Below are 3,356 nucleotides of genomic sequence, written 5' to 3'. Positions count from 1 at the left end.
GGTCTTTTCATTTTCAATGTAATTGATGACCGATTCCAATCTGAATCGACCAGATAGATGACTCATCCGTTGTTTGTGTATTTGGATTCCGGTTCTGAATCTCTGTAGAAATCTGTTCCGCCAATCACAGATGCATTCTTGCTCCTGTTGGATTCTTCGTACGAAACGATCGGGCTGAAACCTCCTTTTCAAATTCAACAGATCCTTTTGTCTTTCAGAAATCTGCCGCTTATAGCCTGAGATAAAACGCCCTACCCTTTCGTTAAGACGCTCGTCTGCTCTTTTGACCAAACTGATTGGTGCGGTCGCGATCAGATTCTTTGAAACAGCAATTCTTGATTTTTCATTCATGAGGCGATTTTGAACCTTTGATGAGAGAGTTGTCGCATATCCCAACAAATAGCTTCGGGTTGAATCCAAGAGCTTTCTGGTACCCTGGACAAGTAAAGGGGTCAAGTCTGCTATTGACTCTTACTTAATCCAAAGTTAACCAGGAGGCCTCAGACTTAAAAAACGATTTGGGAGTCAAGTCTAAGTTTGATTGTTTCCTGGACGCCTTACAAACTTTCCAACCCCTTCACTAACCTACTGACCTCTTCTTCAGTATTGTAATGCACCAGACTGATCCTGATAATCCCTTCATCGGTGTCCTGGATCCCCAGCGCCTCAATGCAGCGAAGCGCATAGAAGTGTCCGTTACGCACGGCAATATGCTTCTCCACAAGGCGCTTGACTACATCACTGCATCGCATCCCGTCCAGCGTAAACGCAATGGTCGCGGCCCGCGACCCTTCCACGGCCGGGTCCTGCCCGATGATCCGGGCACCGGGAATGGCGCGTATCGCTGCCAACACCCGATTGGCCTGGACGGTCTCGTGTTCAGAAAAAAGATCGAAAACCCGTGCGGCCTGGGCGTGAAAACCAGGCGCCGCATCATCGAAATGGTGGTCGTAAAGCGTATCGATGTATTCCTCGATGCCGGCCAGCGCCCCGATCTGGGCGTGCAGCGGCCCGGCCGGGTTGAACTTGTAGTGCGGCAGGTCCCGGTTGAAATAGTGGCCCTGGGGTTCGAGGGTGTCGAGAACGGATGGCTTTCCCCACATGACCCCCAGGTGGGTACCGAAGGTTTTGTAGGTGCTGAAAAGGTATAAATCCAGACCGCTCTTATTGACGTCCAGCACCCGGTGGGGTGCGAAGGAGACCCCGTCGCCGATGGCCAGCGCCCCGGCGTCGTGGGCAATGTCACAGATGGCGTTGAAATCGTGCATTGTCCCCACGATGTTGGAGCAGAGGGTGAAACAGACCAGCCGGGTCCGCTTGCCTACCAGGGATTTGAGATCCTCGATTGCCAACTCACCGGTCTGCGGATCGATCTGCCATTCCCTGATCACCGCGCCAAACTCCGCCAGGCGCCGCCAGCAGCCGATATTGGCCTCGTGATCCTGGTTGGTGACGATGATCTCGTCGCCGGGTTCCAGCAGGGGCCGGATCGCCTGGGCCAGGACGTAGAAATTCATGGTGGTGGACGGGCCCAGGGTCAGTTCGTCCGGATCGCAGTTCAGCAGGCCGGCCATGGCCCGGTAGCCGGCCTCCATGGCCTCGCCGGCCTTGATGGAAGCCTCGAAGGGGCCGTAGGGCTGGACCTTGGTGAACTGGAAAAATTCGTGGAGGCGGTCGATTACCTGGCGGGGGACATAAGAGCCGCCGGCGTTTTCGAACATCGCCCAACGGGCGGTGTCAGGGTTGGCGAAGACCGGGTACTGGGAACGGATGAAGTCGATGTCTAAGTTCATTAAATTTCCTTTTCAACCACGGGATTCTCGGATAATACTGAAAATAACGCATAAAGCTTATCATTTTTAACCACGGAATACACGGAGGACACGGAAGAAGAGATTAAAAAAACCTTTCCGTGTATTCAGTATGGTCCGTGGTCAATTAAATATTCTTATATTCTCCTGTAAGCGGTCTTTCCGTGTATTCGGTGTGTTCTGTGGTTTCAGGGTCGGATCTTTCGCAAAAGGCTGATAGGTTACCGGTTTCGGATTAAACGCTTTGGTTGCCGGTTGGTGGCGGGGTGATGGGTCGATCCGATGCCAGGCAACGATCCGCGCCGGAGTCCCGTGCCCTGGCCCGGAAGCACAGGGCGTCTTCGACCGCCATCTTGTCATAGACATGCAACACATTGCCAAACCCGCACTCATTAAGCAATCGTTCCACTTCCTCCTGATGGTAGAAGGTGAAATACCGTCTGTCGTAGTGGCTCTTTTCCATGGCCTTCCGGGTGTTCATGCCCAAGACCAGCACACCGCCGGGCTTCAACACCCGATGGATCTCATGGAAGGCTTTTTCAGGCGCTTGCCAGAAGTACAGGGTGTTGAGGGTGAAAACCTTGTCGAAGAGCCGGTCCGGATAGGGAATGAGGTCGACGCCGGCCTTTTGAATTTCAATCCGGCCCGAATCAACAAACGGACGATTCCTGCGGCGGGCCGATTGTACCATGGTTCCGGACCAGTCAATGCCCGCCACCCGCCCCCCGGGGGCCAGCATCAGGGCCCGCCTGAGGTATTTTCCGTTTCCAAATCCAATTTCCAGCAGCCGGTCCCGGGGTTGGACATCGAGCAAATCGAAGGCCATGCCATACATCTTGGCATTGGTGTGGTTCATGAGGAAGGCAATTATTCGCCCGGCAATGCCCCGGGGATGACTGAGCTGGCCGCTGAGGCGGTAGAAAAAATGGCGCATGGTTTCTGGCTGTTATTTTCTATAGAACCAAGGAACACAAGGAAGACTCGGAAAAAGAAATTATAAAATTTATTCGGTACGTTCAGTTTTTTCGGTGGTTTATAATCTTTTTGTACGGTCCGTTGAATTTCACTTCAAACGGCCAAAACAGCTCTGCAGACAACATCTCTTATTTCTCAAACAAACGCTCTATCCTTGTCTTCAGTGTGTTCCGTGGTTTCATGTCTTGTCAGTGGTTTTCATTTTCCATAAACACGCTTGCCAATCATTCGCACCCGTTCCATCTCTTCCGCCGTCAACCGCCCCTGCTCCAGCACCGCCAGGTTCTCCCGCATCTGGTCCATCGTTTTGGCCCCCATCATGCAAACATCCACATCCGGATGGGACAGCACGAAACGATAGCACTCGGCGGCAGTCAGCGGTCTTTCGCCGTGTGGCAGCTTTCTTTTTCCGAGAAGTTTGCGCCAGTCGGTGGCCGTGAAGCCCACCACACCGGGACGGTTGTCGCCAATGAGATGGGGAAAGGTTTCAGTTTCCACACCGCGGTGGGCGGCGTTGTAACGGACATGAAATATATCGAAAAGACCTTCTTGGGCGAGTTCGGGAAACAG

At 53.1% G+C, this 3,356-nt stretch carries 4 protein-coding genes; all 4 read right to left on the bottom strand.

What is annotated here, in order from left to right:
- On the bottom strand, positions 1-351 hold a 351-nt coding region (locus tag QNK41_RS20035), incomplete at its 3' end, for a hypothetical protein (protein ID WP_319260701.1).
- A gap of 206 nt (positions 352-557) precedes the next feature.
- A complete protein-coding gene (locus QNK41_RS20030) occupies positions 558-1,793 on the bottom strand; it encodes an aminotransferase class V-fold PLP-dependent enzyme (RefSeq protein ID WP_319260698.1) in 1,236 nt (411 codons plus the stop codon).
- Between the two features lie 253 nt (positions 1,794-2,046).
- Positions 2,047-2,745: a class I SAM-dependent methyltransferase gene (locus tag QNK41_RS20025; RefSeq protein WP_319260695.1), complete on the bottom strand. Its 699-nt coding sequence runs from the start codon at positions 2,743-2,745 to the stop codon at positions 2,047-2,049.
- A gap of 239 nt (positions 2,746-2,984) precedes the next feature.
- The coding region (locus QNK41_RS20020) for an aldo/keto reductase (protein WP_319260692.1) at positions 2,985-3,356 on the bottom strand (372 nt) is incomplete at its 5' end.

It is taken from the genome of Desulfosarcina sp., from assembly GCF_033791525.1.
Lineage (GTDB): Bacteria > Desulfobacterota > Desulfobacteria > Desulfobacterales > Desulfosarcinaceae > Desulfosarcina.
Note: the sequence above shows the minus strand (reverse complement) of the source record. Positions and strands in the feature narration are given on the sequence as shown.